This is a genomic window from Myroides sp. DF42-4-2 (assembly GCF_030326445.1).
Lineage (GTDB): Bacteria > Bacteroidota > Bacteroidia > Flavobacteriales > Flavobacteriaceae > Flavobacterium.
Genome location: NZ_JACAKI010000001.1, coordinates 330,620 through 354,342 on the forward strand (window position 1 = coordinate 330,620; position 23,723 = coordinate 354,342).

24 protein-coding genes are annotated in these 23,723 nt (G+C 38.7%); 9 read left to right on the forward strand and 15 right to left on the reverse strand.

All coding sequences use genetic code 11. The features are described from left to right. Position 1 precedes the first annotated feature (1 nt). The 8 genes from mvaD (at position 2) to HX062_RS01515 (ending at position 6,919) form a co-directional block, all read left to right on the forward strand. Entirely contained in the window at positions 2–1,093 is a 1,092-nt protein-coding gene (gene mvaD / locus HX062_RS01480) for a diphosphomevalonate decarboxylase (protein WP_286466092.1), read from the forward strand. A 53-nt stretch (positions 1,094–1,146) separates the two neighbouring features. Next, entirely contained in the window at positions 1,147–1,545 is a 399-nt protein-coding gene (locus tag HX062_RS01485; protein ID WP_182625438.1) for a hypothetical protein, read from the forward strand. A 32-nt stretch (positions 1,546–1,577) separates the two neighbouring features. After that, positions 1,578–2,171 (forward strand): penicillin-binding protein activator LpoB, encoded by a 594-nt coding sequence (locus tag HX062_RS01490; protein ID WP_182625439.1) that lies wholly within the window; start codon positions 1,578–1,580, stop codon positions 2,169–2,171. Positions 2,172–2,239: 68 nt separating this feature from the next. Further along, on the forward strand, positions 2,240–3,607 hold the full coding sequence (locus tag HX062_RS01495) for a COG3014 family protein (RefSeq protein ID WP_286466328.1): 1,368 nt from the start codon (positions 2,240–2,242) through the stop codon (positions 3,605–3,607). A 6-nt stretch (positions 3,608–3,613) separates the two neighbouring features. Then, positions 3,614–3,967, forward strand: a complete 354-nt coding sequence (locus tag HX062_RS01500) for a cysteine-rich CWC family protein (RefSeq protein ID WP_182625441.1) — start codon at positions 3,614–3,616, stop codon at positions 3,965–3,967. 74 nt (positions 3,968–4,041) lie between these two features. After that, a complete protein-coding gene (locus HX062_RS01505; RefSeq protein WP_286466096.1) occupies positions 4,042–4,980 on the forward strand; it encodes a mevalonate kinase family protein in 939 nt (312 codons plus the stop codon). Between the two features lie 54 nt (positions 4,981–5,034). Beyond that, positions 5,035–5,958: a geranylgeranylglycerol-phosphate geranylgeranyltransferase gene (locus HX062_RS01510; RefSeq protein ID WP_286466097.1), complete on the forward strand. Its 924-nt coding sequence runs from the start codon at positions 5,035–5,037 to the stop codon at positions 5,956–5,958. Positions 5,959–6,028: 70 nt separating this feature from the next. Further along, positions 6,029–6,919: a pseudouridine synthase gene (locus HX062_RS01515; RefSeq protein ID WP_286466099.1), complete on the forward strand. Its 891-nt coding sequence runs from the start codon at positions 6,029–6,031 to the stop codon at positions 6,917–6,919. Positions 6,920–7,096: 177 nt separating this feature from the next. On the opposite strand, the gene HX062_RS01520 is transcribed toward HX062_RS01515, so the two are convergent. The 4 genes from HX062_RS01520 to HX062_RS01535 form a co-directional block, all read right to left on the reverse strand. After that, the gene (locus tag HX062_RS01520) at positions 7,097–7,627 is read right to left on the reverse strand and encodes a YceI family protein (RefSeq protein WP_182625445.1); all 531 of its coding nucleotides are present in this window, start codon (positions 7,625–7,627) and stop codon (positions 7,097–7,099) included. Positions 7,628–7,651: 24 nt separating this feature from the next. Further along, positions 7,652–8,383 (reverse strand): pirin family protein, encoded by a 732-nt coding sequence (locus HX062_RS01525; RefSeq protein ID WP_182625446.1) that lies wholly within the window; start codon positions 8,381–8,383, stop codon positions 7,652–7,654. Positions 8,384–8,945: 562 nt separating this feature from the next. Then, positions 8,946–9,521, reverse strand: coding sequence for a Crp/Fnr family transcriptional regulator (locus HX062_RS01530; RefSeq protein ID WP_182625447.1), 576 nt, complete (start codon positions 9,519–9,521; stop codon positions 8,946–8,948). 106 nt (positions 9,522–9,627) lie between these two features. Next, complete coding sequence (locus tag HX062_RS01535; protein ID WP_182625448.1) at positions 9,628–10,818, reverse strand: pyridoxal phosphate-dependent aminotransferase; 1,191 nt, start codon at positions 10,816–10,818, stop codon at positions 9,628–9,630. Positions 10,819–10,933: 115 nt separating this feature from the next. Between HX062_RS01535 and rsmG the strand changes: the two genes are divergently transcribed. Beyond that, positions 10,934–11,563, forward strand: a complete 630-nt coding sequence (rsmG, locus tag HX062_RS01540) for a 16S rRNA (guanine(527)-N(7))-methyltransferase RsmG (protein ID WP_182625449.1) — start codon at positions 10,934–10,936, stop codon at positions 11,561–11,563. 354 nt (positions 11,564–11,917) lie between these two features. Here rsmG and HX062_RS01545 read toward each other — a convergent pair whose 3' ends face one another. The 11 genes from HX062_RS01545 to gpmI form a co-directional block, all read right to left on the reverse strand. Further along, positions 11,918–12,790, reverse strand: coding sequence for a universal stress protein (locus HX062_RS01545; protein ID WP_182625450.1), 873 nt, complete (start codon positions 12,788–12,790; stop codon positions 11,918–11,920). Between the two features lie 6 nt (positions 12,791–12,796). Further along, positions 12,797–14,383, reverse strand: coding sequence for a trimethylamine transporter TmaT (gene tmaT / locus HX062_RS01550; protein WP_182625451.1), 1,587 nt, complete (start codon positions 14,381–14,383; stop codon positions 12,797–12,799). Between the two features lie 212 nt (positions 14,384–14,595). Further along, the gene (pruA, locus tag HX062_RS01555) at positions 14,596–16,221 is read right to left on the reverse strand and encodes an L-glutamate gamma-semialdehyde dehydrogenase (RefSeq protein ID WP_182625452.1); all 1,626 of its coding nucleotides are present in this window, start codon (positions 16,219–16,221) and stop codon (positions 14,596–14,598) included. Positions 16,222–16,319: 98 nt separating this feature from the next. Continuing rightward, entirely contained in the window at positions 16,320–16,706 is a 387-nt protein-coding gene (gene apaG, locus HX062_RS01560) for a Co2+/Mg2+ efflux facilitator ApaG/CorD (RefSeq protein WP_182625453.1), read from the reverse strand. Positions 16,707–16,724: 18 nt separating this feature from the next. Next, positions 16,725–17,969: a type IX secretion system plug protein gene (locus HX062_RS01565; RefSeq protein ID WP_286466104.1), complete on the reverse strand. Its 1,245-nt coding sequence runs from the start codon at positions 17,967–17,969 to the stop codon at positions 16,725–16,727. Between the two features lie 13 nt (positions 17,970–17,982). Beyond that, a complete protein-coding gene (gene hxpB, locus HX062_RS01570) occupies positions 17,983–18,648 on the reverse strand; it encodes a hexitol phosphatase HxpB (RefSeq protein WP_286466105.1) in 666 nt (221 codons plus the stop codon). Positions 18,649–18,718: 70 nt separating this feature from the next. Continuing rightward, the gene (locus HX062_RS01575; protein WP_182625456.1) at positions 18,719–19,489 is read right to left on the reverse strand and encodes a class I SAM-dependent methyltransferase; all 771 of its coding nucleotides are present in this window, start codon (positions 19,487–19,489) and stop codon (positions 18,719–18,721) included. 13 nt (positions 19,490–19,502) lie between these two features. Further along, a complete protein-coding gene (gene map / locus HX062_RS01580; RefSeq protein WP_182625457.1) occupies positions 19,503–20,321 on the reverse strand; it encodes a type I methionyl aminopeptidase in 819 nt (272 codons plus the stop codon). Positions 20,322–20,438: 117 nt separating this feature from the next. Further along, the gene (locus HX062_RS01585; RefSeq protein ID WP_286466107.1) at positions 20,439–21,104 is read right to left on the reverse strand and encodes a VOC family protein; all 666 of its coding nucleotides are present in this window, start codon (positions 21,102–21,104) and stop codon (positions 20,439–20,441) included. A 130-nt stretch (positions 21,105–21,234) separates the two neighbouring features. Then, the gene (locus HX062_RS01590) at positions 21,235–21,807 is read right to left on the reverse strand and encodes a hypothetical protein (RefSeq protein WP_286466109.1); all 573 of its coding nucleotides are present in this window, start codon (positions 21,805–21,807) and stop codon (positions 21,235–21,237) included. A 230-nt stretch (positions 21,808–22,037) separates the two neighbouring features. Continuing rightward, positions 22,038–23,555 carry a 2,3-bisphosphoglycerate-independent phosphoglycerate mutase gene (gpmI, locus tag HX062_RS01595; protein ID WP_182625460.1) on the reverse strand — a complete coding sequence of 506 codons (1,518 nt, stop codon included), beginning with the start codon at positions 23,553–23,555 and terminating at the stop codon, positions 22,038–22,040. Positions 23,556–23,723 lie beyond the last annotated feature (168 nt).

The window sequence follows — 23,723 nt, forward strand, 5'->3', positions numbered from 1 at the left end:
AATGACAAACGCAACTGATTTTATATTTGATGTGCAGCACAAGGCAGCAACTACTGTAGCAAGTGGCACATTCACTTGGAGTGCACCTAGTAATATTGCTCTTGTTAAATACTGGGGTAAAAAGGAGAATCAAATTCCTGCGAATCCCTCCTTGAGTTTTACGTTGAGTAACTGCAAGACCATTACGACGTTAACTTTTACAAAGAAAGAAGAAAAGGGCATCCGATTTGATTTGCTGTTTGAGGGTAAGCCCAAAGAAGAGTTCAAACCTAAAATACAAAAATTCTTCGAGCGCATCTTGCCTTACTGTTCGTATATTGAAGATTATCATTTTACGATTGATACAACCAATACATTTCCGCACAGTTCAGGTATTGCCTCTTCTGCATCAGGAATGGCTGCTATGGCGATGAATATCATGGCATTGGAGCAAGCACTACATCCCGCTATGGAAACATCCTATTTTCATAAAAAAGCTTCTTTTTTAGCGCGTTTAGGTTCTGGCAGTGCGTGTAGAAGTGTTGTTGGCTCGATTGTTGTTTGGGGAGAACAAGCAGACGTTGAAGGAAGTTCAGATTTATATGGAATCGAAGCTCCTTTCGCTGTGCACCAAAACTTTGAAAATTACCAAGATGTGATTTTGTTGGTCGACAAAGGTGAAAAACAAGTCTCCAGTACAGTAGGACACGATTTGATGCACAATCATCCCTTCGCAGCAGAACGCTTTAAACAAGCGCATCAAAATTTAAGTGCGCTTAAACAGATTCTTCAAACAGGAGATCTTACGCGTTTTATTGCTTTGGTTGAAAGCGAAGCACTAACGCTACACGCTATGATGATGACCTCTATGCCGTATTTCATTTTGATGAAACCCAATACCCTACAGATTATCGAGAAAATCTGGGCATTTAGAGCTAAAACAGCAATTCCTATTTGCTTTACTTTAGATGCAGGAGCTAATGTACACGTACTCTTTCCTGAATCAGTAAAAGCAGAAGTGCTCGAATTTATTCGTGCGGATTTGAGCGTATTTTGTCAGAATGAACATTTTATTGAGGATAAAATGGGAAATGGAGCGTTATTAATTAAATAAAAAATGCTAAATTTACAGTAGAAAAATAATATTTACTATAAAAACTTCAAGCTATGAAAAATATTATAAAATTACTAGGACTAGTGATGTGTAGCTTGTTTACATATCAAGCAAGCGCACAAACTCCAATCGAAGATCAAAATCCCAACTATCGTGTCAGTATGGAAAAATACATGATACTGAAGGATTCTCTTTTGGTTAATTTAGGAGAGACGGTTCACAATACGTACAAAGCGTACGATTGGTATGAAGCAAAGCAAGAACGCAAAGCTTTGAGAAGACAATATCGTCATGAAGAACGCATGGCTCGAGCAAAATACGGACGTACGTACTATTCGGATTACGGATATAACTACAATTACGGATACAACAATTACTATAGAAATTACAGCAATTGGAATTGGTTTCCGCGTATAGGCTTTAAAACTGGGAACTGGTGGTTCTCTATTTAGTTAGGAAAAAATAATGAATAATAAAAAAAAGTATGCAAATTAGAAAGATAGCATTAGCTGCAATTTTAGCGGCTTCAGGTTTATTTATCACGTCTTGTGGTCGTCAAGTAACCAGAGTAAGTACAGAGGAAACAATTGACCTCAGTGGTAGATGGAATAATTCAGATTCGAGAGAAGTGGCTCAGCAAATGACAAGACAAGTACTTGATGGTAATTGGATTGGAGACTTTCAAGATGAGAACAACAACAAGAAACCAGTAGTTATCGTGGGCATGGTATACAACAAAAGCCATGAGCATATTGACGCAGAAACATTCGTAAAAGACGTAGAGCAATCATTCATCCAGTCTGGACGTGTACGCTTAGTGCAAGGAGGTAAAAAACGCGATGAACTTAGAGGTGAGCGTGCAGATCAACAAACGAATGCATCAGCTTCTTCTATGAAACAATTCGGTCTAGAACAAGGAGCAGACTTTATGTTGCAAGGTTCTATCAACTCTATTGTAGACTCACACAAAAAGAAAAAAGTTGTTTACTATCAAGTTAATTTAGAATTAACGAATCTACAAACGAATGAAGTAGTTTGGATCGGAGACAAAAAGATAGCGAAATACGTAAAAAACTAAATTTATAATTGATGGTTTTCAATCGAACCATAGCTTCCATAACAAAAACATTAGTGCCTGTGGCACTAATGTTTTTCGTGTTTGGATGCGCGACCTATCACGATCGAATTACAGATTATTACCAACGCATGATCCATGAAGACTATGTTGGAGCAGAAAGCGCATTGGATAAAAATAAACTGTTGCAGAAATCGAGAAACCTCTTGCTATTCTATATGGAGAAAGGAAGAGTAGAACACCTAAAAGGCAATTATGCCTTGAGTAATCAATACCTCAATAAAGCAGATCTTTTAATTGAAGACCAGGTTACCCAATTTGGTGACGTTATGGTTGGACTTTTTTTAAATTCGATGTCCCAAAGTTATAAGGGAGAAGAGTTTGAAATTTTTATGCTGCATTATTACAAAGCGCTAAACTATTTATTCCAAGGACAGGCACAGGACGCTCTGGTAGAAGCACGTCGTATTTCTCTTCAAAACTACGAACAAGGAGATAAATATAACAACAAAACTACGCGTTATTCCAAAGATGCTTTTTCATTAAATTTACAAGGACTTATTTACGAATCAACAGGAAATTACAACGATGCTTTTATCGCTTACCGCAATGCGGTGGAGGTGTATCAAAGTGCGGTTGGTGGCTTGTATTATGGGGTAAGTATCCCAGAAAATTTAAAGTATGACGCCATGAATATGGCTTATAAATTGGGCTTTACCAATGATTTACGCAAGTTTGAAAAAGACTTTGGTACTACTTTTAAGCCGTTTAAAACAGCTGAAGGTGGTGAGCTAGTGGTGTTTTGGGAAAATGGAACTGCGCCAATTAAAGAAGAAGAGAATATTATGTTCTCTCTGATTAAAGGCGATAGTGGTGCCTTGGTATTTACCAATGCCTTAGGAGTAATGATTCCTTTAGATTTTGGGATTGCAGGACATACTGACTTGAGTGATGTACACAGCGTGAATATTGCCTATCCAAAGTATATTAGCACACCCGTTCCCTTTGCCAAAGCACAAGTGCAAGTAAACGGTACAGCGACTTATGTTTTAGAAAAGGTACAAGATATTGATGTTGTAGCGGTAGCAACCCTACAAGAACGAGCAGGAAAAGAATTAGGTAAGATTTTAACGCGTTTAGCGGTTAAAAAATCAGCAGAATATGCTGTGAAATCCGTAGCGAGATCCAATGATAATAACGCGGTTCTAGAAGGAGTAGGTTTGGGGCTGCAATTGTATAATTTATTTTCAGAGAAGGCAGATACCCGAAATTGGCAAACCCTCCCTGCAGAGATAAAATATGCGCGCATTCCATTAGCTAAAGGTAAAAATCAGTTGACTTTTGACTTACAAAGGCCCAACGGTCCATCGGTAAAACAAGAGGTTGAAATCGAATCCAAAGGAAACTTACAGTTTTACAACTTCGCAACAATGCGCTAGAAAATCATGACGAAAAATAAAAAGTGCACCCACTGCAAAGCAGCAATCACCTGCCAATCGGAGCAGATTGATCGCTGTGAGTGTAGCCAAGTACAACTCCATCCCGATACCCGCGTTTTCTTGCGTAGCTCTTTTCACAAGTGTTTGTGCAATGCCTGTCTAGAACAAATGAATCTGTTAGTTGCTCAAGCAAAAACGGAAGTGTTTCCGCGAAAGCGAAATGAAATGGTCGAAGGCAAGCACTACTATGTTGAAAACGGGTATTTTGTCTTTACCGAACTCTATCATTTCCTCAAAGGACAATGCTGCCAAAATGGTTGTCGTCATTGTGTTTATGGTTTTAAAAATCGGTATTTATAGAAAAAAAATAAAACAAAACCACCTAAGCGTGAATATTATACGTACCTTTGGGGGGTAAATTACTTTTATAAGCTATGAAAGGACCTTTATTTTATTCTAAAATTCTTTTATTCGGAGAATACGGAATTATAAAAGACTCAAAAGGATTATCAATTCCCTATAATTTTTATAAGGGAGCCTTGAAAATGGATGAAAACCTAGAGGCATTCGCCAAAAAATCAAATGAATATTTGAGAAATTTTGCTGCCTATCTTGTCGATATGCAGGAAGCGGAGCCTGAATTGGTGCAATTTGATATGGATCGATTACAAGCAGAAATTGAAAGCGGATTGTATTTTGATTCGAGTATTCCTCAAGGTTACGGTGTAGGAAGTAGCGGAGCTTTGGTTGCTGCAATCTACGACCAATATGCATTTGATAAAATTACGGTACTGGAAAATTTAAGCAAAGATAAATTGCTAAAGCTGAAAGGGATTTTCGGTAAAATGGAAGCTTTCTTTCACGGTACAAGTTCAGGACTTGATCCATTGAACAGCTATTTAAGTCTGCCGATTTTAATTAATTCAAAAGATAATATCGAGCCAACAGGCATTCCTTCTCAAAGTTTAGACGGAAAAGGTGCGGTGTTTTTAATCGATTCTGGAATTGTTGGAGAAACTGCTCCAATGGTGACTATCTTTATGGAAAAATTAAAAGAGCAAGGGTTCAGAAAAGTGTTGAAAGAAGAGTTTATCAAACACACCGATGCTTGTGTAGAGAATTTCTTGAAAGGAGATTTGAAAGCCTTGTTCAACAATACAAAAGAACTTTCCTCTGTGGTGTTTAACCATTTTAAACCCATGATTCCAGAGCAATTTCACAATGTGTGGCAAAAGGGAATCGAAACCAATGACTACTATTTAAAACTATGTGGTTCTGGTGGAGGAGGGTACATCTTAGGATTTACACCCGATATTGACAAAGCAAAAGAAACGCTTAAAGATTACAAACTAGAAGTAGTCTACCAATTTTAAGCCCAAAACATAAAGAATGTTATAACCTTTTTTATTAACCGCGAAAAATATAATATGTTATCTAGGAAAAATAAAATCCTCTTAGCTAAAATATTCAGTTTGTTTTCTGTGGTGAGAGGTTATAACATTTTTGTTATAATTTTAGCCCAGTATCTAGCGTCAATTTTTATTTTTGCTCCTGAAAAAAGAGCTTTAGACGTTATCTTAGACTGGCAATTATTCCTTATTATCTTATCATCGGCTTTAGCAATCGCTTCCGGTTATATTATCAACAATTTTTACGACGCTGAAAAAGATTTAATTAATCGTCCAACTAAATCTATGCTGGATCGATTAGTCAGTCAAACCACAAAATTAAGGGTGTACTTCCTACTTAATTTCTTGTCTGTTTGTATTGTGCTGCCTGTTTCTCTACATGGAGCTATCTTTTTTTCGGTATATATTTTTCTGTTGTGGTTCTATTCTCATAAGCTGAAAAAGTATCCTATCATTGGAAATTTATTGGCCTCTCTCTTGGCAATACTGCCTTTTTTTGCCATCTTAATGTATTTCCAATCCTTCCATGTTTCTATTTTTATTCATGCTTTTTTCTTGTATTTGATTATGCTTATTCGCGAAATCATGAAAGATTTAGAGAATATCAGAGGCGATTTTGCCAATAACTATCAAACAATTCCCGTGCGCTTTGGCGAACGCGTAGCAAAGGAAATTATAAGTGGAGTTTTTGTCTTGGCCCTGATTCCAGTTTACCTAATGACCGTGCGCTATGATGTTGGGTATATGATTTATTATTTTTATTTCAGTATCGTTCTCTTGCTCTTCTTTTTGATCAAACTTTGGAGGTCAGAAACTACACAAGAATATCATCGACTTCACTTTTTACTCAAACTTTTACTTTTGTTAGGGGTATTGTCTATCGTGCTAATCAAGCCAAATGTTTTGGCAAGTGGTAAGTATCTTTTAGAAGAGACTTTATAATTAAACCCTATATTTTTTTGTATATTGAAATAAAAGACGGAGTTTGTCTATCTTTGCAAAAATATTTAATATGAATAACGGTAAATCAGGTTCTAGAAAAAACCAATCTAATCGCAGAGGTAAACCAAAAACTGGTGGAGCAAAACCTTTCCAGAAGCGAGCTAGTCAAGGACAAGGAACACAAAAACCAAAGCCTTCTGCTAGAACATTCGATAAAAAACCAAAAGTTGCAGCTGCTCCAAAAGTAGATAATGGAGAGATGCGCTTAAATAAGTATATTAGTAATTCTGGTGTATGCTCTCGAAGAGATGCGGATTTATATATTGTTTCGGGTAACGTAAAAGTAAACGGAGAAATTGTAACTGAATTAGGATACAAAGTAAAGGTAACTGATGTTGTAAACTTTGATGGAATGGTGATTACACCAGAAAAGAAAGTTTATATTGTGTTGAATAAGCCTAAAGGATTCTCTACAATTAATGAAGATATTGTCAGTCAGGAGAATGTTTTGAGTTTAGTTAAAGGTGCTTCTAAATCACCAATAGCGCCCGTGGGACGTATGGATAAAAGTACGTTAGGCTTAATGATTTTTACGAATGATACGAATCTGATTCAAAAATTAAGTTCACCTGAACAGCGTTCATCAAAAATGTACCAAGTTTCTTTGGATCGCAATTTGAAATACGAAGATTTGGAACGTGTGCAAAAGGGAATTTATATTGAGGAAAAACGCGTGTTTGTCGAAGATGTTGCTTATGTAGAAAATCAACCGAAAACAGAAATCGGCATTAAACTAAAAGCGTCTAACGTTAAATTAGTTCGCGCTTTATTCGAATCATTGGATTATAACGTATTGAAAGTGGATCGCGTTATGTACGGATCAATCACAAAATGGAACTTACCAAGAGGGAAATGGAGATTCCTAACGGATGAAGAAGTTCGCAGCTTGCAGCAAGGATAACCAAATGATGACCCTCCCTTAATAGGAGTTTTTTCATTAAAACAAAATATAGAATGCTTTCTGAGCATATAAAAAAACGCGAGGCCTTTTTAGACTTCGCGTTTTTTTTAAGTGAAAAGGGTGGGGGCACTTCTCCTCTCTAATTTCTCATCATCCCTTGGAATGAGCGCTTTACTGTTAGGCTAAAACAAACTGTGTTTCGATATCGAAATTAATCTCTTCGCTAACTAATAGTCCACCAGCTTCCAATGCGGTGTTCCAGTTCAAATTCCAGTCTTTTCTGTTTACTTTTCCAGTTAGGGCTAAAGCAACCTTGGCATTTCCCCAAGGGTCAATAATAACACCACTGTATTCGGCATTTAATTTAATTGTCTTGCTTACCCCATGCATGGTTAATGTTCCTTCCACGCTATAGTGTGTTTCTCCTTTTTTCTCAATTTTTGTTGAGGTAAATGTTAGCGTAGGGAATTTTTCTACGTCCAAGAAATCCGCGCTTCTCAAGTGATTATCGCGATCTGTATTGTTGGTGTCAATTGAAGCTGCTTGTGCTTCAAAATGAATGCTACTTTCTTCAAAATTGTCATTGGCCAACTGTAATGAGGCTTGATAATCTTGGAATGAACCTCTTACATTGGTAAACATCATATGTTTGATTTTGAATCCAATTAAGGAGTGTGTCGTATCAATTATCCATTTTTTAGTTTCCATTTTGTTGTTGTTTTATGTTAGTAATTATTGTAAGTAACTAGGCAATTCCATGGGTACTTCCATGAGTAATAGTTGTGCATCGGTTGTAGCGTGTACGGTTAGGTTTTCAATATCCCAAATACCGATGGCATCTCTGCGGTTCAGGCTGTGTTCGTTTACAGTAATGCTCCCCTCCAATACAAAAAGGTAAAGGCCGTTGCTATTGTCTTTTACGTTATATGTCAATTCCTTGTTTTGGTCCAGGTCAGCGCGGTGAAACCAAGCATTCTGGTGAATCCATGCTCCTGCATCATCGGGATTTGGCGATAAAATCTGATCCCAATTGTTTTTGCGATTCGCTACATCCAACGGAAGTTGTTGATATCGCGGGCTAACGTTTAGGGTATGGGGGAATAACCAGATCTGTAAGAATTCAGAGGCTTCTGTCTCACTTGGATTAAATTCACTGTGTTGTACGCCAGTACCAGCACTCATAACTTGGATTTCATTTACCTGAATGGTTTCTCCATGTCCCATGCTATCTTTATGGGCTAAGCTTCCTTTGAGTGGAATGGAAATAATCTCCATATTCTCGTGTGGATGCGTTCCAAACCCCATGCCTGGAGCAACGAAATCATCGTTCAATACACGCAGTACACCAAAGTGTACACGGTCGTTGTTTCTGTAATTCGCGAAGCTAAAGGTATGGTGTGATTTCAACCATCCGTGGTCTGCATGACCTCTCGTATCTGCTGGGTATAAAATATAGTTGTTCATAGCTGAATTAATTTTGTTATACAAATGTACAGCTAATCAAGGGGTTAGTCGCTTAATGTAGGTTAAGAAATAGGAGGTGGGAAACCGAAACCCAGTGAAGATTCATCGAAGATCGAAACAAAGAACATTGAAATCTGTGCGGTTTGTGCGGTTTGTGCGGTGCTCGGTTTGTGCGGTTTGCTCGGTTTGCTCGGTGCGCGGTTTGTTTAGTCTCTTCGTTTATAAGATAATTGCACTTTACAAAGTACAAAGAGCGAAGTGCAAAGAGCGAAGATTCACCGAAGATCGAAACAAAGAACATAGAATTCTGTGCGGTTTGCGCGGTTTGTGCGGTTTGTGCGGTTTGTGCTGTTTGTGCGGTTTGCTCGGTGCGCGGTTTGTGCGGTTTGTGCGGTTTGTGCTGTTTGCTCGGTTTGCTCGGTGCGCGGTTTGTTTAGTCTCTTCGTTTATAAGATAATTGCACTTTACAAAGTACAAAGTACAAAGAGCGAAGAGCGAAGAGCGAAGAGCAAAGTACAAAGAGATAATGGAGTTACACTACCTTGTCTTTTCAAATGCTACACTACTTCATAAGCATTCGCTTCTTTAGCTTACTAAAGAATTCGGGTGTTATTCCCAAATAGGATGCGATTTGTTTTTGAGGAAGGCAGTGTTTGATCTCGGGAAAACGCTCACAGAATCGTTCGTATCGCTCTTCTGCGGTTAGAGATAGGTTATCCATCAAACGCTGTTGATTGGCGATCAGGGAGCGCTCAATCAAGATGCGAAAGTAGCGTTCCATTTTGGGTACTTGATCAAAGAGGTCGAGTTGTTGTTCTCGTGTTAAGGTGAGTACCATAGCATCTTCCACGACTTCAATATAGGAATTGCCTGGTTTCTGTGAGAGGAAGCTGTACATATCCGCTATCCACCATCCATTGGTAGCAAAGCTAACGGTGTGTTCAACAATTTGATCATCAACAAAGTAGTTGCGCAATATTCCCGAAACTACAAAGGTAGAGTTATAGCATATTTCTCCTTCTAACAAGAGTTTCTCTTTTGCGCTATATCGATGGGATTCAAAGGAATCCAACACCACTTTTTGTTCTATTTCGGTTAGGTTCACATGCTTCGCAATGCTTTCTAGTAATATATCCACAACAATTAGTTTAGTAGATAAAAATACACTTTTTATTTGATACCTGCACAAAAAAAGCACCTATACAGGGTATAGATGCTTTGGTTGTATTCTATTTTTTTCGGCTTTATTGTAAAGCTTGCTTCATTCGCTTTAAGGCTTCTGTCAATTGGTCTTCGCTTGTTGCATAAGAGAGGCGGATACAGTTTGGATTTCCAAATGCATCACCTGTAACAGTTGCAACATGGGCTTTATCTAGTAAATACATCGATAAATCATCTGCGTTGTTAATGGTTACACCTTGTAGGGTTTTCCCAAAGAAAGACGATACATCAGGGAATAGATAGAAGGCTCCATCCGGGACGTTAACTTTAACGCCTGGGATTTCTCTTAGCAATTGAACCACTAAATCTCTTCGGTTTCTAAATGCTTGTACCATGTCTTTTAAAACGCTAGGATCAGCATTTACAGCAGCGATGGTTGCGCGTTGTGCAATGGTATTGGCTCCTGATGTCACTTGTCCTTGCATTTTAGCACATGCTTTGGCAATGAATTCTGGCGCTCCAATATAACCAATACGGTAACCCGTCATAGCAAAGGCTTTTGAAATACCGTTCACCGTTATGGTGCGGTCAATTAAATTGCCGATTGAACCAATACTGCAATACGCACTTCCAAAATTAATGTGTTCGTAAATTTCATCCGACAGGATGTAAATAGAAGGGTGTTTATCAAGAACGGCTGCAATAGCTTCTAATTCGGCTTTATTGTATACAGATCCACTTGGATTACATGGTGAACTAAACCAAATCATTTTCGTTTTTGGTGTAATAGCCTCTTGTAATTGTTGAGGGGTAATTTTAAAATCGGTGTCTATGGTCGTTGGAACTTCCACAGGTACACCTGCCGCGATTTTTACAATTTCAGCATAACTAACCCAAAAAGGAGCAGGGATGATTACTTCATCTCCAGGATTGATCAACGCTTGTGCTACATTGAATAACGCTTGCTTTGCCCCTGTAGATACGACAATCTGATTGGGCGTATAGGCTAAATTATTATCTCTTTTAAATTTGTTGCTGATCGCTTGTCTTAGCTCTAAATATCCTTCAACGGGAGGGTATTTACTATAATTATCTTTGATCGCTTGAATAGCTGCTTCTTTGATAAAGTCAGGTGTATTAAAATCGGGTTCACCAAGACTCAAGCTGATAATGTCTATTCCTTGTTCTTTTAGCTCGCGAGCCTTTGCGGCCATCGCTAAAGTCTGTGAAGTTGTAAGATTGTTGATTCTATCTGATAGAACTTGAGTTTTCATAGGTATTAAATACATTTAAATAGTATCACCCAAAGGTAAGTATAATAAATCTATATTATCGTTAAGGGGGCCGTATTTACCAAGAAAAAAAGCTATTTTTGTCAAAACTTTTGAAATGGAAGAAATTTTAAAATATTTCCCTAATTTAACTCCAGAACAGATCTCGCAATTTGAGCAATTGGAAGGGGTGTATAACGAATGGAATGCGAAGATTAACGTTATTTCTCGAAAAGATATACACGAATTATATGTGAAGCATGTGTTGCATTCTTTAGGTATCGCCAAGGTGATGGAATTTGTTCCAGGTAGCCATGTGCTGGACGTTGGTACGGGAGGTGGTTTTCCGGGTATTCCATTGGCTATTATGTTTCCAGAAACGAAGTTCTACTTGATTGACATCATCGCTAAGAAAATTCGCGTAGTTAATGAAGTTGTCCAAGCATTGGGACTTAAAAATGTGATAGCTGAACAAAAAAGAGCCGAAACAGTAGACGAGAAATTTGATTTTATTGTAAGCCGCGCCGTTACTAATATGCCTGATTTTGTTAAGTGGATTCGACACAAAACGAAAAAGGAAAATAAACACGAATTTGAAAATGGAATCTTATACTTAAAAGGGGGTGACCTAACGGAAGAACTACAAGATTTTCCCAAAGCCGTACAATTTGACTTGAGTCATATTTTTGATGATGAATTCTTTGAGACGAAGAAGGTAGTGTATTTACCATTGAAATATAAAGGATAAATGGAGATGGATGGATTTATCCTATAAAAAAAGGTTCGGTCTTTGATGAAGATCGAACCTTTTTTTTGTTCTTTGTTTTTTGCTCTTTGCTCTTTGCACTTCGCTCTTTGTTTTTTTGAAGAAATACCTCTTTGTAAAGCGCAATTATCTTATAAACGAAGAGACTGTACAAACCGCACAAACCGCGCACCGAGCAAACTGAGCACACCGAGCAAACCGAGCAAACCGAGCAAACCGAGCAAACCGAGCAAACCGAGCAAACCGAGCAAACCGAGCAAACCGAGCAAACCGAGCAAACCGCGCACCTTACAAACCGTGCATCGCGCAGACCGCGCGAATCTCACCGCGCATTTCTCATTTAATCGGCTTGACAAACAACAAACAGGTATCTGTTGGTCGGTGTAGCAAGTGATTGGCTACACTACCCAGAATAATATCTTTGATTCCTGTAGATCCTTTTACTCCTAAAATCATTAAATCAGCTTTTTTATTTTTGGCGTAAGCGATTAATGCAGCTGAAATATTTTGATTTTTAGCGGGAATAATTTCAATATCGGTATAGTGTGGATATTGTTTGTTCCACTTTTCTTCTTTTTCTTTGATGTCTTCCAAGGATATTTTGTCCAGCTCTTTTTCGGTCATCATGGGCAAATAGCTCCAATACGATTTTGATATATGAACCGCCGAGTGCTTGATGCGTTGTCCTTTGGAGTTGTTTTTAAATCGATCTGCCCAAAGCATAATGGAATTCGTATAGCGGGAGAAGTCAATGGCGTCAATGACCGTTTCTATTGGCACTTGAAAAGTCTCGGGAACGAGTAAGGTAGCGCCAGGTAAGATGCGGACTAACTTATTTGCTAAGGCGCCTGTACCGTTTAGTTTTTGTTTATTTCCCAAGACTAAGAGGTCGTAGTTGCTCTTCTTGGCTACTGCAGTAAAAGCAATTTCTGAATAATTCTCTACGGTTACTAGAATATCATGCGCATAGGTGATTTCCGTGCTTGCTATTTGGTCTTCCACTCTTTTCACTATCCTTTTTTGGATGAGTTCAAGTTGGTCTTTTTGAATTAATTCTTTGGGTAGTTCGCCTAATTTCAGATTGTGAATGAAGGTGATTTTTTCTACGTTGAGAATGTGATCGAGTATTTTGGCGTATTGGATGAGGTATTGATCCATTTCTGAGAGATCCAAGCCAATGAGTATGTGTAGTGCTTTGTTAGTTTCCATGTGTTGTTATTTTTGCTGTTCTTCGATTAGATCCGAAATAATTTCTTTGTAACTTCTTTCCTCTTTAGATTTGAGTTGTTTTGCCTTTTTATTCAGCTCATCTTGCAATCCTTTTTGCAAGCTGTAACACATGAGGAGTAAGATTACAGCAAAGGGGAGTCCAGTAATAATAACGGCGGTTTGCAAGGCGTCTAATCCACCGCCCCACAGGAGGACAATGGCGATAAACCCTTGTAAGAAAGACCAGAATACGCGTTGCCAAACGGGGGTATTTCCTTCACTTCCTGAAGTAATATTATCAATTACTAACGAACCAGAATCTGAGGAAGTAATAAAAAAGGAAAAAATAAGGATAATAGCCACGATAGACAAAAAGCTAGTAAAGGGAAAGTTTTCCAAGAAAACAAATAGGGCGGTTGATATATCTTCTTTTACTGCGTGTACCATAGTCATATCTCCCGATAAGATGGTATGAAGTGCACTGCCTCCGAATACATTCATCCAAAGCAGGGTAATGAGCCCTGGAACGATTAACACCCCTAGGACAAACTCCTTTATGGTTCTTCCTTTGGAGATACGGGCAATAAAACTACCGACGAATGGCGACCATGCGATCCACCAAGCCCAGTAGAAAATCGTCCAAATGTTTTGCCATCCGGAACCTTGGTAGGTATCGTTCCACGTACTGATATCAATGAAATTTGCCAAATAGGATCCTGTGTTTTGGACGTAGCCTTTTAGGATAAATAGCGTTGGACCCAAAACGAAGATTAAGAGCATAAAGCCTGAGGCCATGTACATGTTGACATTACTCAACAGTTTTACTCCTTTATCAAGTCCTGAGAACACAGAGATGGTTGCAATACTAATAACGCCAATGATAATTCCCGCTTGCATGAGGGGAGATATCTCCCAACCGTAGAGGTATTCTAATCCAGCTGTAATTTGAGTTACTCCCAATCCCAATGAAGTAGATAGTCCAAAAACGGTAGCTAGTGCAGAGAGAATGTCAATGGTATGTCCCCACCAGCCGTGAATTTTTTCTTTTAGGAAAGGATAGAGTAGGGAACGGAAGGTCATAGGCAGCTTGCGATTGAAGCTAAAAAAGGCCAAAGCCAATCCGACGATCGCATAAATGGCCCATGCATGTAATCCCCAGTGTAAGCTGGTAAATTCCATTGCTTGGATGGCGGAATCAATATCGCTATCTGTTGGTCTAGGTGGGTTGAAAAAATGGGAAACAGGCTCTCCAATACTAAAGAACATGATTCCGATTCCCATACCCGTACTAAAGAGCATAGCAAACCAAGAAGGTTTAGAGAATTCCGGTTCGGCATCATCTCCACCAAGACGGATATTGCCGTATTTGCCAAAGGCTAAAAACAAGGCGAAAATGAGAATTACATTAACGGTAAGAATAAAAAACCAACCAAAATTTTCTGTAACGGCCAATTGCCCGATATGGAACCAATCACCAACTTTATTGGGGAAAAGTAAACAGACCGCAATTAGCAAGAAAATTAAAAATAGGGAGGTGGTAAAAACAGGTGGATTGATCACCAGTTGTTTCTTTTCTAGTAATTTTTTAAACATGAGTTATATTTTATTGTTCATAAGTATAACCCAGTACTTTAGGAATAAAAAAGGATCTTTTTCTTCTGAAAAAGAATAAAAGCAAAATATAAAAGTATTTTTTACTTAATCGTGATAGGGTTTATTGATGTGATAAACCTGATTCGATCCCAATAAAAAGCACTGAATTGTGAATGAAAAAGGCGGTCTTTTGAAACCGCCTTTTATAAGAATTATCCTAAGAAAGGATATTTGTAGTCTTTTGCAGGAACAAATGTTTCTTTAATTGTTCTTGGCGATACCCAACGCAATAAGTTCAAGATAGAACCTGCTTTGTCATTTGTACCAGAAGCTCTTGCTCCACCAAATGGTTGTTGACCTACAACAGCCCCTGTTGGTTTGTCGTTGATATAGAAGTTACCCGCAGAGTTTACGAGTGCTTCTGTAGCTTCTGCAATTGCATAACGACATTGAGAGAAGATAGCTCCAGTTAAGGCATAAGCTGAAGTTTCATCTACTAATTTCAATGTTTCTGTCCATTTTGCATCTTCATATACATAAATCGTCAATACAGGACCGAATAATTCCGTTTCCATTGTATCGTATTTCGGATTAGAAGTTAAGATAACCGTTGGCTCTACAAAGTAGCCTACTGATTTATCGTATTTTCCTCCTAATACTACTTCTGCATCTGGCGCTGCTTTAGCTGCTTCAATTGCTTTTGCTAATTTGTCAAAAGAACTTTCAGAAATTACAGAAGAAACAAAGTTAGACGGATCTTCAGGAGATCCCATTTTGATTGACGCTAAGTCAGCTGCCATATAATCTTTTACTTGAGACCATAAAGAAGCAGGGATATACGCTCTTGAAGCAGCAGAACATTTTTGTCCTTGGTATTCGAAAGCTCCTCTTGTTAAAGCAACTGCAACTTCTTTTGGACAAGAAGATGGATGTGCTAACACATAGTCTTTTCCACCTGTTTCCCCAACGATTCTAGGGTAGGTTTTATAGTTGTTGATGTTTTGTCCGATTTTAGTCCACATGCTGTTGAAAACACCAGTAGATCCTGTAAAGTGGATACCAGCGAAATCTGGACTTGCTAATAGCGTATCTGTAATCATCGCTGAATCTCCGTAAACTACGTTGATTACACCGTCAGGTAAACCTGCTAATTTGAATACTTCAACGATTACTCTAGCAGAATAAATTTGTGTAGCAGAAGGTTTCCAAACCACTACGTTCCCCATCATTGCAACGGAAGACGGTAAGTTTCCAGAAATTGCCGTAAAGTTAAATGGAGTAATAGCATATACGAATCCTTCTAAAGGTCTGTGCTCTAGTCTATTCCAAACTCCATCTACAGATAGAGGCTGTTCTGAATAGATTTGCGTCATATATTCTACGTTGAATCTCAAGAAATCAATAAACTCACAAGCAGAATCAATTTCAGCTTGGTGCAGGGTTTTTGCTTGAGCGATCATAGTAGCGGCGTTGATCTTAGCGCGGTAAGGACCAGCTAATAATTCAGCAGCTTTTAAGAAAATAGCAGCTCTGTGCTCCCAAGGCATTACAGCCCATTTCTTTTTTGCTTCTAAGGCAGTTGAAATTGCTTTTTCAACTAGCGCTTTGTCCGCTTGGTGATAAACACCTAATTTATGTTTATGATCGAAAGGAGGGAATAAGTCTTTTGTATTTCCAGTTCTGATTTCCTCTCCACCAATGTATAATGGAATATCAACTAATTGGCTATATTGCTCTTTGAAAGAGTTCAAAGTCAATTCTCTCTCTTGCGTTCCTGGCGCATATGATTTTACAGGCTCATTAATCGCACTTGGAACTTTGTAGAATCCTTTTGACATAATGTACTTTTTTTCGGGTTTATTAAAAAATATAAATACAAAGGTAACTAATTTTACTCGAATTACAGGTTATCATTCACTAGTTTAACTTAAACTCACTAGTTTAAAATAAAAGGAGCAACGAGCTTAAAAAAGGGGATTTCAACAGCAATCATCTGTTGATCTTCGGTGCGTATTACGTTGTAATAGCCCTGCATAGCTCCTGAAGTTGAGGTTAATACACAACCACTGCTATAGGTGTATTTTTCATTGGGCAAAATAAAGGGTTGTTCTCCTACAACTCCCAAGCCTTCTACAATTTCTTTGGCTTGAAGGGAATCGTATATTTCCCAATGACGCGAGTGAATCTGAATCGTCGAATCACTCTGGTTTTCGATGGTAATCTCATAACTAAAAGCAAATTGCATACTATTGCTTCGCTGAAAAAAACCTTCATACAGTGTTTCTACAGATACCTGTATTCCTTTGGTTTGCTTTGATACCATAATACTAGCTTTTTGTTTTTAATACGTTATTTGTTCAGCATTTGCTTCTGCAAAACCAATCACGCGATCATATAAATCATTCCCTCCTCTGTAATATACTAAAACTTGATATTTATTTGTGGTTAAGGCCTGATTGCCATCTGGATTGTGTTCTGTGCTGACTTTGCCATTTTTAACAGCTGTAATATTGTAGTTGGTAAACCCTTGCTTAATGAGAATCGCCTTTTCAAAACGATCGGTTTCCGCGTTGTATTCCAACAAATGTTCTGGGGTTAACTCGTAATTGTTGAACATTCCCGTGATGTAATACGCCAGGTCTTTGTCTTCAGAAATCGGTTGAAAAACAAAGTATACCCAGCTGTATTCGGCTTCGATATTTGCATTTTTACCGTATATGTTGCGCACTTTAAACGATCCGTTAATATCGGGATAATAGGAATATTTTTTGTCTAACCAACCCGTAATTGGATATAGATTCGTGCGATACATGTCGTTTTCTCTACCGTTAAAAAAAATCATATTATTGGTTTGCTTCAAATCGCTATTGTCAAAATAACGAAATTGATTGGCTCCCCAAAAACTGGTTTCTTGGTCGTATTTGTAAATCAAATCTGTACCAATGGTGTATTGTGGAGGAACTTTGGTGATATAGGAATCCCAACGGCCATTTTGAAATAGGGCTATTTTTACAGTTGAAGTTGGATTTTGATAGGGTTGTTCCCCCAATTTAATCGTTAGTTCTAAGGTTTGTTTGGTGTCGATATAGGTAAGGTCGCGCATTCGTTTCACTTGTGCTGCTACGCTTACTTGATTTTCATAGAGGACAAATTTACGTCGGATTACGACTTGGTTATCCTCATCGTAAATTTCCAAGATGTAATTGCCACTTTTGGTAATGCGATAAACCGAATTCGGCAGTGTCAATTTGTAATGGCTATACATTTGTAGCGTATTAAACGAATTTTCATACTGTTGAATACGCTGATTTTCCATGCCTTGTATATATTCAATCGGTCGCAGTTGTGACGGAGTCCAATCGTAATTATACGCCTGTACGCGATAGTAGTAGTTTCCTTCATCTCCGTATAAATCGTCAAATTCAATGGAAAAGCTTTCGTTTAGAGGAAAGAAAGGTACTTCTGCTCTATCGTTTTTGATAAAGGCGGTCATCTTAATGTAATTAGCTGTAAAATCTTGTGTTTTTTGAGCGTAGATCAATGACGTACAAAAAAATAAAAGGAATAGCCAATTCTTGTTTAGCATGAGCATGACAGGATTAAGGGGTTACGTGATTTAAAGCTAAGAAATTTTCTTTAAATTCATTTAAGTCAACAAGTTTTCTGTCGGCTAAATCAAATTTAGGGTCGTGGAAAAACGGTGATTCAGGGACAACAAAGACGGTCATTTCAGCGCGTTTCCCAGCGGTTGCTCCTGTAAAAGAGTCTTCGACAACCAAACACTGATGGGGTTTACTGTTTAGGTTTGCAGCGGCTCTTAGGTAAACATCGGGTTGAGGTTTGCCCTGAGGTACATCCAATGCGGACACCGTGGTTTGAAAAAAAGAGGCGATATCCAATCGCGTGAGTACTGTCTGAATCAACGATGGTGTTGAATTCGTTGCTAAGCCGATCTTAATACCTTCGGCTTTCAAAAAGCGCAAGGTATCGCGTACGCCGACTTTGATTTCTCCTTCTTGGCGAATTAACTCATCCACGCGGTCAATAACTGCTTGTTCAACTTCCGCTAGTGTTTTGCCTTCCCACGGGAATAATTGGTACCAAAGTGCTGTGACTGCTCGGGTGGTCTGTCCTGTAGTTTGATGGGCAATTTCCTCACTCCATCGACAACCTACAGCAGTAAAAACTTCTTTTTCTGCTTGTTGCCAAAATTTTTCGGAGTCAATTAAAACGCCATCCATGTCAAAAAGTACGGTCGTGATCATCGTTATCTAAGTAAACTAATAATATAGCTGTACGAAGATACGCAAAACAGATAGAATGAAAAAGGAAGGCTTAGTCTGCTTTAAAACAAATGGGGATAATCTCTCCTGGGGCTAAGCAATAGCGATCTATTTCCTCAGGCGATAGTTTTTGGGTATAATCTTCTTCGACTACAGTAAAACCAATGTTGCGCAATTTGTCAAAATAGTCCAAACCATATACGCGCACATGGTCATATTGACCAAAAATTCGCGTGCGTTCTTTAGGGTCAGTAATACTGTCATCTTGGAAAGTCAAGGTGCGATTTAAGTCTTGAGGCACCTGAAAAATACCCATTCCTCCTGGTTTGAGGATGCGGTAAAGCTCTTGCATGGCTTTGGTATCATCAGGGATGTGTTCCAAGACGTGGTTGCACAAAATGATATCAAAGGAATGGTCGGCAAACGGAAGGTTACAGATATCTGCTTTGACGTCTGCCAAAGGCGATTCTAAATCGGTTGTGGTATAGGTTAAATTTGCTTGTTTTTTGAAGCGCTTGTAAAAAGCTTGTTCAGGAGCAAAGTGTAAGACCTGATGAGGGGCCGTGAAAAAATTGGTTTCCCGCTGTAGATACAACCACAACAAACGGTGACGTTCTAGTGATAAGGTGCTAGGTGATAATACATTGTTCCGCTGAGTCGCATAACCATAGGGAAGAAAACTCTTAAAACTCTTGCCGTCAATTGGATCTGTATAGCGATCACCCTTGAGGTACCAAGCAAAAATAGGTCGAACAACATAACTCAACCGAATTAAAATCGGTCGAGGTATAATGTTCAGTATTGTTTTGAAAAGTTTCTTCATTAGCAGAAATGAATTATAAAACTAAAGGATTAGCTCTAAACTCATCTTCTTCGTTGCTTTGGATACCCAAGGCTTGGTAAATGTATTGGAAGGTAGAAAGTAATTCGGGTTTACCGTTTACAAGGGCTACATCGTGCTCAAAGTGAGCCGATGGCTTTCCGTCACGGGTAACGATAGTCCATCCATCATTTAGCTGTTTGATGTTTCTCGTTCCCAGATTAATCATAGGTTCGATAGCTACCACCATACCTTCAACGAATTTTTTTCCTCTTCCTGGTTTACCGTAGTTTGGCATTTCAGGAGCTTCGTGCATTTTAGTACCTAATCCGTGTCCAACTAATTCGCGAACAACCGTATAACCTTCTTTTTCACAGTAACGTTGAATCGCACTTCCCACATCTTCTACGCGATTTCCTAATTTGAATTCGCGAATCCCTACGTATAGCGATTCTTTAGTGATTTGCAATAAACGCTTTGTTTCTGGTGCCACTTCTCCTACTTCAAAAGTATAGGCGTGATCCCCGTAGTAGCCATTCATAATGGTACCACAGTCAATTGAAACGATGTCACCTTCAACGATAGGTTTGTCTGTAGGTAATCCGTGAACAATTTGCTCATTCACGCTGGTTAAGATGCTTGATGGGCATCCGTATAGTCCTTTAAATCCCGGTACTGCACCGTGATCTCTGATGAATTCTTCTGCTTTTTTATCTAATTCTAAAGTCGTTACTCCTGGCTTTAGCTCTGTTGCAAGCATCCCTAATGTTTTAGAAACTAAAAGGGCACTTTGTCTCATCAACTCAATTTGTTCTAGAGTTTTTGGAATGATCATACTTTATTTATTTAAGAAAGACAAAATTACGCTATTCCACTGAATCTAAAAAATCAAACAAAACGGATTTTGTAGAAATACGCGATTTCTATCTTCTTGAGCAACAAAATCTTTGGATTACGCCCAGTCTAAGGTTTGAATGCTATGAATCTCTCCTTCCACTTCTACTTGAATCGTAGCGGGGCTTCGTTGGGCTAAAACATCCGTAGGGTACCACGTTCTGTTTGGGGTAACGAGGATTAACAAACCATCGTCATCTCCTAAAGCGCAAAATTCAGCTAAGGGTGTGGCTTTGGAAAAGAAATCCACCCCTATTTGTTGTTGAATCGCTTCACCAGTGGCGATTGGCTTTTTCGTAATTAATCCAATTTCGCTAATGTTCAACATTTCTTTAGGTGAAAAGGGAACTGATTTTTGGACTTGTGTATCTTCTCGTGCAATAAACTCCAACAAGTTTCCATTTTTATCCCAGAAATAGATGGATTGCGCCTTCCAAGTATCAAAATAGGTAATTGTTTCGTCTTTAGGCGAAGGAAGTAGTGGAATACCCGCTGCTTGTGCCCATTCAATGGCTTGGCTTAAGTGATTGGTCGCAATATTGAAGGCAAAGTGATATTGGGCTTTCGTTGTTGGTTTGGCACTAAACGTCAGTTGGGTATCACCCGCTTGAAAACGAATCTCTTCTGTGGTTTGTTTTACAATTTCTAAACCTAGGGTTTCACCGTAAAATTCAAGGATTGTATCTACGTTATTTGCTTCTAATTGTAAGTCTAGTATTTTCATAAGTCTCTTTGTTTTTGTTTAAAGTAAAGATACGTGGAGAATCATTGTTATACTCAGGGATGGCATTGTATAACCTGATAAATAGATAAAGAAAAACAATTAAAATAGAGCAGAAAAGTACTTTAAATCGTTACTGTTGGACGAATGGAGGTTTTAGCAGTAATAAGTCATTAGTGTGTTGGGTGAGTTTTCCCTTTTCAAAGGCGTATAGACTCGCATAGTCTCCTTTGACTAGGGCTTGTGCATCTGCTTCATTTTGAAGTAAATCTAGGCGGAAACGCTTGTTGTATTTTCCATACATGTTGGAATTATAGGCTTTGTGGTTGACAATATACAAAGGCGTATTCACCTGTTGGATATAGGTAGCTCCCAGATTATAATAACTCGTAGTGACAAAATAGAGCTTATATCCATTTTCGTCTGCCCATCGTTTGAACGTGGCTAAGGGATAACAGGTAGGCCCACTACAACCATTGGCAAATAGATAGACCAATACTTTGTCTTGTTGTTCAAACTGTTGGCGAATTTGTTCTCCCGTGATGGTATAAAAATGATTGGGAAGGGTATCTTTTCCAACTTCATAGGGACTGATATGGGAGTGAGCTGTTGGATCTAATTTTTTATAGTCGCTGGTAAGTCCAGCAATTTGTATACAAGAGGTACACAAAAGAAATAAGGATAAAAGCGCGAGTGATTTTGCCATGGTTTGTCTTTTAGACGGTTAGTAAGTAGACGAATATAGAAAAATAAAGGCTGTCTTTTTCGGACAACCTTTATTTTATCGTTTTAATGTCAGTATAATGTAAGCATACTGCGTCCATTGTGTGTCTATAGGAAGGGCTTGATTTAATAGTGTCACTATGGACTCACTATGGAGTCACAATGGACTCACTCCAAAGAAAACTCATCTCACTTTCGCACGGTAATCGTTGTTTATACTAACGAATGTCTGGTCATCTCTTCAGGTTGTGGCAAGCCCATCAACTTTAGAATAGTTGGAGCAATATCACCTAAAATACCGTGATTGATGGTTTTAATATCTTTGTCTACTAAGATGATTGGCACTGGGTTTGTGGTATGAGCCGTATTGGGTGTTCCATCTTCATTGAGCATGGTTTCACAGTTTCCGTGATCGGCTAATACGATGGTGGTATAATCATTGGCCAAAGCAGCTTCGATGACTTCTTTGACACATTGATCCACTGCTTCACAAGCTTTGATTGCTGCTTCCATAACGCCAGTATGTCCAACCATATCGCCATTGGCAAAGTTTAGACATACGAAGTCCACTTCGCCTTTTTGCAACTCTGGAAGTAAGGCGTCTTTTAAATCAAAGGCACTCATCTCCGGTTGTAAGTCGTAGGTCGCCACTTTAGGAGAAGGACAAAGGATGCGTTGTTCGCCTTCAAAAGGAAATTCTCTTCCACCAGAGAAGAAGAATGTCACGTGTGGGTATTTTTCTGTTTCCGCAATTCGAATTTGCTTCTTGCCATTTTTGGAGATGATTTCGCCAAGGGTTTGGTGTAAATTCTCTTTATCGTATACTACATGTACGTTTTTATAAGTATCGTCGTAGTTGGTTAACGTCACGAAATACAACGGCAAGGCTTTCATGTGGTGTTCTGGATAATTTTCTTGTGAGAGCACTTGTGTTAACTCACGACCGCGGTCTGTGCGGAAGTTGAAGAAAATTACTACGTCATCTGGGGCGATTGTCGCAATGGGGTGGCTGTCTTGATCCACCATAACAATCGGTTCGATAAACTCATCGGTAATGCCGTTGGCATAACTTGCTTCTACAGTTTTCACAGCATCTGTAGCGTGGATTCCTTTGCCTTCTACTAAGAGATGGTAGGCTTTGGCTACTCGTTCCCATCGTTTATCGCGATCCATCGCATAATAACGACCGATAACAGAAGCGAGTTTTGCTGGTGAATACGCCAAGTGATCCATTAAGTTAGCTAGGTGTTTGACTCCAGATTTAGGGTCTACATCGCGTCCATCCGTAAAGGCGTGAACAAACAAATCTTGTAAGCCATAGTCTACTGCAGCTTCAACTAGTCCGTATAAATGCTTCTCATGGGAGTGTACACCACCATCAGATAACAAACCTAAGAAGTGCACTTTTTTATTGTTGGCTTTGGCATATGCAAAAGCAGCTTGTAATTCGGGTTCTTGTGCAATTGTTTTATTTTCAACTGCCATGTTGATTTTTACTAAATCTTGGTAGACGATACGACCAGCACCTAAGTTCATGTGGCCTACTTCCGAATTTCCCATCTGTCCTTCGGGAAGGCCTACATTTAACCCATCTGTCAATACATACGTATTGGGATATTGGCTGTATAAGCGATCAATGAAAGGTGTATGAGCATGTGCAATGGCTGAAACTTTCGGGTCTTGTGTTTTTCCCCAGCCATCGAGTATCATTAAGATTACTTTTTTATTCATAGTTGTATTTTTAGTAGTTTGATTCCAATCAATAGACAAATTTACAGATTGTATTTTGAACACCTATCGTTCTAGGGTAGATTCCTGCATTTTATTTTCTCAACAGTATGGGACTCAGCTGTATGATCGGTGATGTTTGCAAATTGTCACTTTTTTGAAAAAAAACTT

What these genes read in the sequence shown, in the direction of transcription:
- HX062_RS01490 (WP_182625439.1), top strand. Translation starts at nt 1,578, where the DNA reads ATGCAAATTAGAAAGATAGCATTAGCTGCAATTTTAGCGGCTTCAGGT.
- HX062_RS01535 (WP_182625448.1), bottom strand. Translation starts at nt 10,818, where the DNA reads ATGAAAACTCAAGTTCTATCAGATAGAATCAACAATCTTACAACTTCA.
- gpmI (WP_182625460.1), bottom strand. Translation starts at nt 23,555, where the DNA reads ATGAATAAAAAAGTAATCTTAATGATACTCGATGGCTGGGGAAAAACA.
- pruA (WP_182625452.1), bottom strand. Translation starts at nt 16,221, where the DNA reads ATGTCAAAAGGATTCTACAAAGTTCCAAGTGCGATTAATGAGCCTGTA.
- HX062_RS01495 (WP_286466328.1), top strand. Translation starts at nt 2,240, where the DNA reads ATGTTTTTCGTGTTTGGATGCGCGACCTATCACGATCGAATTACAGAT.
- HX062_RS01585 (WP_286466107.1), bottom strand. Translation starts at nt 21,104, where the DNA reads ATGAAAATACTAGACTTACAATTAGAAGCAAATAACGTAGATACAATC.
- rsmG (WP_182625449.1), top strand. Translation starts at nt 10,934, where the DNA reads ATGGAAGAAATTTTAAAATATTTCCCTAATTTAACTCCAGAACAGATC.
- mvaD (WP_286466092.1), top strand. Translation starts at nt 2, where the DNA reads ATGACAAACGCAACTGATTTTATATTTGATGTGCAGCACAAGGCAGCA.
- HX062_RS01520 (WP_182625445.1), bottom strand. Translation starts at nt 7,627, where the DNA reads ATGGAAACTAAAAAATGGATAATTGATACGACACACTCCTTAATTGGA.
- HX062_RS01505 (WP_286466096.1), top strand. Translation starts at nt 4,042, where the DNA reads ATGAAAGGACCTTTATTTTATTCTAAAATTCTTTTATTCGGAGAATAC.
- HX062_RS01575 (WP_182625456.1), bottom strand. Translation starts at nt 19,489, where the DNA reads ATGAAGAAACTTTTCAAAACAATACTGAACATTATACCTCGACCGATT.
- hxpB (WP_286466105.1), bottom strand. Translation starts at nt 18,648, where the DNA reads ATGATCACGACCGTACTTTTTGACATGGATGGCGTTTTAATTGACTCC.
- apaG (WP_182625453.1), bottom strand. Translation starts at nt 16,706, where the DNA reads ATGGTATCAAAGCAAACCAAAGGAATACAGGTATCTGTAGAAACACTG.
- tmaT (WP_182625451.1), bottom strand. Translation starts at nt 14,383, where the DNA reads ATGTTTAAAAAATTACTAGAAAAGAAACAACTGGTGATCAATCCACCT.
- HX062_RS01510 (WP_286466097.1), top strand. Translation starts at nt 5,035, where the DNA reads ATGTTATCTAGGAAAAATAAAATCCTCTTAGCTAAAATATTCAGTTTG.
- HX062_RS01515 (WP_286466099.1), top strand. Translation starts at nt 6,029, where the DNA reads ATGAATAACGGTAAATCAGGTTCTAGAAAAAACCAATCTAATCGCAGA.
- HX062_RS01545 (WP_182625450.1), bottom strand. Translation starts at nt 12,790, where the DNA reads ATGGAAACTAACAAAGCACTACACATACTCATTGGCTTGGATCTCTCA.
- HX062_RS01590 (WP_286466109.1), bottom strand. Translation starts at nt 21,807, where the DNA reads ATGGCAAAATCACTCGCGCTTTTATCCTTATTTCTTTTGTGTACCTCT.
- HX062_RS01565 (WP_286466104.1), bottom strand. Translation starts at nt 17,969, where the DNA reads ATGCTAAACAAGAATTGGCTATTCCTTTTATTTTTTTGTACGTCATTG.
- HX062_RS01485 (WP_182625438.1), top strand. Translation starts at nt 1,147, where the DNA reads ATGAAAAATATTATAAAATTACTAGGACTAGTGATGTGTAGCTTGTTT.
- HX062_RS01525 (WP_182625446.1), bottom strand. Translation starts at nt 8,383, where the DNA reads ATGAACAACTATATTTTATACCCAGCAGATACGAGAGGTCATGCAGAC.
- HX062_RS01500 (WP_182625441.1), top strand. Translation starts at nt 3,614, where the DNA reads ATGACGAAAAATAAAAAGTGCACCCACTGCAAAGCAGCAATCACCTGC.
- map (WP_182625457.1), bottom strand. Translation starts at nt 20,321, where the DNA reads ATGATCATTCCAAAAACTCTAGAACAAATTGAGTTGATGAGACAAAGT.